The following is a 3,000-nucleotide window of genomic DNA, read 5'->3' as shown; positions in this document are numbered from 1 at the left end:
CGCCTAAGGAACCACCCCCCGCCCCAACCATCCGGAAGCTGCCGTGCCGCATCCCGCGGCACGGCAGTTTCCGCCCCAGCGATGAAATTCGGAGAAACCATGCCCACCAGTGTCTACATGGAGGACCTCGACGCCTTCACCTACCAGCGCCAACTCGCCGAGGGCAGCGGTATCGTGCTCATTCCGGCCGGGTCGATCGAGCAGCACGGACCGCACATGCCGCTGAACGTGGACGTCCTGCTCTCGCGGGCCATGGCCGGCTCCCTGGCGGAGGCGGTAGGGGCGCTCGTGGCCGCCCCGATCGTCTACGGCTACAAATCCCAGCAGCGCTCCGGCGGCGGAAACCACCTGCACGGCACCACCAGCCTGAACGCGGAAACCGTCATTTCGATCTCGAAGACCCTCACCTTGGAACTGGCCCGGCACGGCGTGCGGAAAGTCGCCTTCGTGAACGGGCACTACGAGAACTACCAGTTCCTGTTCGAAGGCGTCGACCTGGCCCTGCGCGAGCTTCGCCTCGGCGGGGTGGAGGACATGAAGGTCATGCTGCTCTCCTACTGGGATTTCGTCGACGGGGCGACGATCGCCGAACTCTACCCCGACGGCTTCCCGGGCTGGGACGTCGAGCACGGGGGCGTGCTGGAAACCTCGCTGATGCTGCACCTGCACCCGGAGAAGGTCGACGTCGGCAGGATTGCCGACCTGCCCCCGGCGCAGCTGCCCAACTACGATGTCCTGCCGGTACGGCCCGAACTGACCCCCGGCTCCGGCTGCCTGTCCTCGGCGGCGCAGGCCACGGCCGACAAGGGCGAAATCCTGCTCAAGCGGGCCACGGCTGCGATGGCGGCGGCCCTGGACCACGAATTCCTCGCCACCGATCCCCGCTGACGCACGATGCACTCCTTCAACCCGCAGAACTTCGAGGCCGCCCTGGCAGCCGCGCGGCACAGCTTCGACCACGGCGGCGTTCCCGTCGGTGCCGCGCTCGAACGGGGCGGGCGGCTGCTGGCAGTTGGCCACAACCAGCGCGTCCAAGCGGGCGACCCGACAGCCCATGGCGAAATCTCCTGCCTGCGCGCCGCAGGCAGGCAAGCCTCCTACAAGGACACGGTGCTGTACACGACGCTGGTGCCGTGCGCCATGTGCGCCGGAAGCATCATCCAGTTCGGGATCCCGACGGTCGTCGTCGGCGAAGCAGCCTCCTTTCCGGGCGAACTCGACCTGCTGCGTGAACGGGGAATCCAGGTGGTCAACCTCCAGGATCAACGGTGCATGGGCCTCATGCAGCGTTTCCAGCAGACACGGCCGGCACTGTGGGCGGAGGACATCGGACGCTGACGCTGCAGCGGGCAGCCCGCAGGCCGCCACAGCAATGTTGCATTAGATGCGACGCCGTTGCAATGGAATCATTCCGCCGCCCCGGCCCTGCGTTTCCGGCCGGCATGAAAACGCAGGGCAAAAAGGCCTGCCCAAACCATTGACAGTGACATGAGCCACATCTAGTCTGATGCAACAACGTTGCGATGAATGCAACACCAGATCAATTTGGTGGTTTACTGTGACAAATAGCATTACTCCCCCGGCAGGCAACGCCGGCTCCCCAACCACGGTCAGCAACATGAGCGAAGAATCAAAAGCGTCCCTCAGCGGACAGCCCCGTCCCACCGAGGACGCGGACAACGGCAGCCGGACCCGCCAGCGGGTCGTAGCGGCCAGTTTCATCGGCAACTTCGTCGAATGGTTCGACTACGCCGTGTACGGCTACCTGGCCGCAACGATTTCCGTTGTGTTCTTCCCCGAGGCGGACCCGCAGACCGCGCTGCTGTCCACCTTTGCCCTGTTCGCGATCTCCTTCCTGGTCCGGCCGCTCGGCGGCTTCATCTGGGGCCACATCGGGGACCGGGTGGGGCGGCGGAACGCGCTCTCGCTCTCGATCCTGATCATGTCCGCCGCGACCTTCTGCATCGCACTGATCCCGGGCTATGCCACCATCGGGCTCTGGGCCCCGGTGCTGCTGCTTCTCGTGCGCGTGGTCCAAGGCTTCTCCGCCTCCGGCGAGTACGCCGGCGCCTCGGCCTTCCTGGTCGAATACGCCCCCGCCCACCGCCGCGGCCTCTACGCCGCGGTGGTCCCGGCCAGTACCGCGGCCGGCCTGCTGCTCGGCTCGCTGTTCGCAGCCGTGCTGACCGGGGTCCTGAGCGCGGAGCAGATGACCGACTGGGGCTGGCGCCTGCCGTTCCTGCTGGCCGCCCCGATGGGCCTGATCGGCCGCTACATCCGGACCAAGCTCGAGGACACCCCCGCGTTCCGCGAGCTGGAGAAGGAGGACCATGCCGCCAAGGCCCCGGTGAAGAGCATGTTCCGCAACCACTGGCGCCAGCTGCTGCAGGCGGTCGGCGCGGTGCTGCTGAACGCCGTCGGCTTCTACGTGATCCTCAGCTACATGCCCACCTACCTCTCGGAGGAACTGGGCATGGGTGCCACCGAGTCCTACATCGCAACCACCATCGCGCTGCTGACCTACATCGGCTTCATCTTCGCCACCGGGATGCTCTCGGACCGGTTCGGCCGCAAGAGGGTGCTGATCTGCGCCTCGGTGCTCTTCATCCTGCTGACCGTTCCCGCGTTCGCCCTGCTAGGTACCGGAAACTTCCTGGTCATCGTCCTGGTCCAGATCCTGCTCGGCGCCATGCTGACCCTCAATGACGGCACCCTGCCCAGCTTCCTGGCCGAGATGTTCCCCACCAAGGTGCGCTACAGCGGCTTCGCCGTCAGCTTCAACCTCTCCAATGCCCTCTTCGGCGGCACCGCCCCGTTCGTGGCCACCCTGCTGATCGCAGCCACCGGCAACGACCTGGCCCCGGCCTGGTACCTGGCCGCCGCCGCCGTCATCTCGCTGGTCGCCGTGGCGCTGTCCCGGGAAACCAGCCGCGAACCGCTGCGCCACGAATAGGCGCCCCAGACTTGGCCCCTCGGACGGAGGGGCCAAAACCCAACCGA

General features: G+C 66.6%; 3 protein-coding genes. All 3 read left to right on the top strand.

Annotated features, from left to right (window positions below):
* Positions 1 to 81 precede the first annotated feature (81 nt).
* The 3 genes from HGG74_RS20715 (at position 82) to HGG74_RS20705 (ending at position 2,953) form a co-directional block, all read left to right on the top strand.
* Complete coding sequence (locus HGG74_RS20715) at positions 82 to 888, top strand: creatininase (protein ID WP_246263136.1); 807 nt, start codon at positions 82 to 84, stop codon at positions 886 to 888.
* A 6-nt stretch (positions 889 to 894) separates the two neighbouring features.
* Entirely contained in the window at positions 895 to 1,338 is a 444-nt protein-coding gene (locus HGG74_RS20710) for a nucleoside deaminase (protein ID WP_168489431.1), read from the top strand.
* Positions 1,339 to 1,618: 280 nt separating this feature from the next.
* Positions 1,619 to 2,953 (top strand): MFS transporter, encoded by a 1,335-nt coding sequence (locus HGG74_RS20705; protein ID WP_168489429.1) that lies wholly within the window; start codon positions 1,619 to 1,621, stop codon positions 2,951 to 2,953.
* Positions 2,954 to 3,000: the final 47 nt, after the last annotated feature.

Source organism: Arthrobacter mobilis, from assembly GCF_012395835.1.
Taxonomy (GTDB): domain Bacteria; phylum Actinomycetota; class Actinomycetes; order Actinomycetales; family Micrococcaceae; genus Crystallibacter; species Crystallibacter mobilis.
The sequence above is the reverse complement of the archived record's forward strand: the minus strand, read 5'-3'. Positions and strand labels throughout refer to the sequence as shown.

What these genes read in the sequence shown, in the direction of transcription:
- HGG74_RS20705 (WP_168489429.1), top strand. Translation starts at nt 1,619, where the DNA reads ATGAGCGAAGAATCAAAAGCGTCCCTCAGCGGACAGCCCCGTCCCACC.
- HGG74_RS20710 (WP_168489431.1), top strand. Translation starts at nt 895, where the DNA reads ATGCACTCCTTCAACCCGCAGAACTTCGAGGCCGCCCTGGCAGCCGCG.
- HGG74_RS20715 (WP_246263136.1), top strand. Translation starts at nt 82, where the DNA reads ATGAAATTCGGAGAAACCATGCCCACCAGTGTCTACATGGAGGACCTC.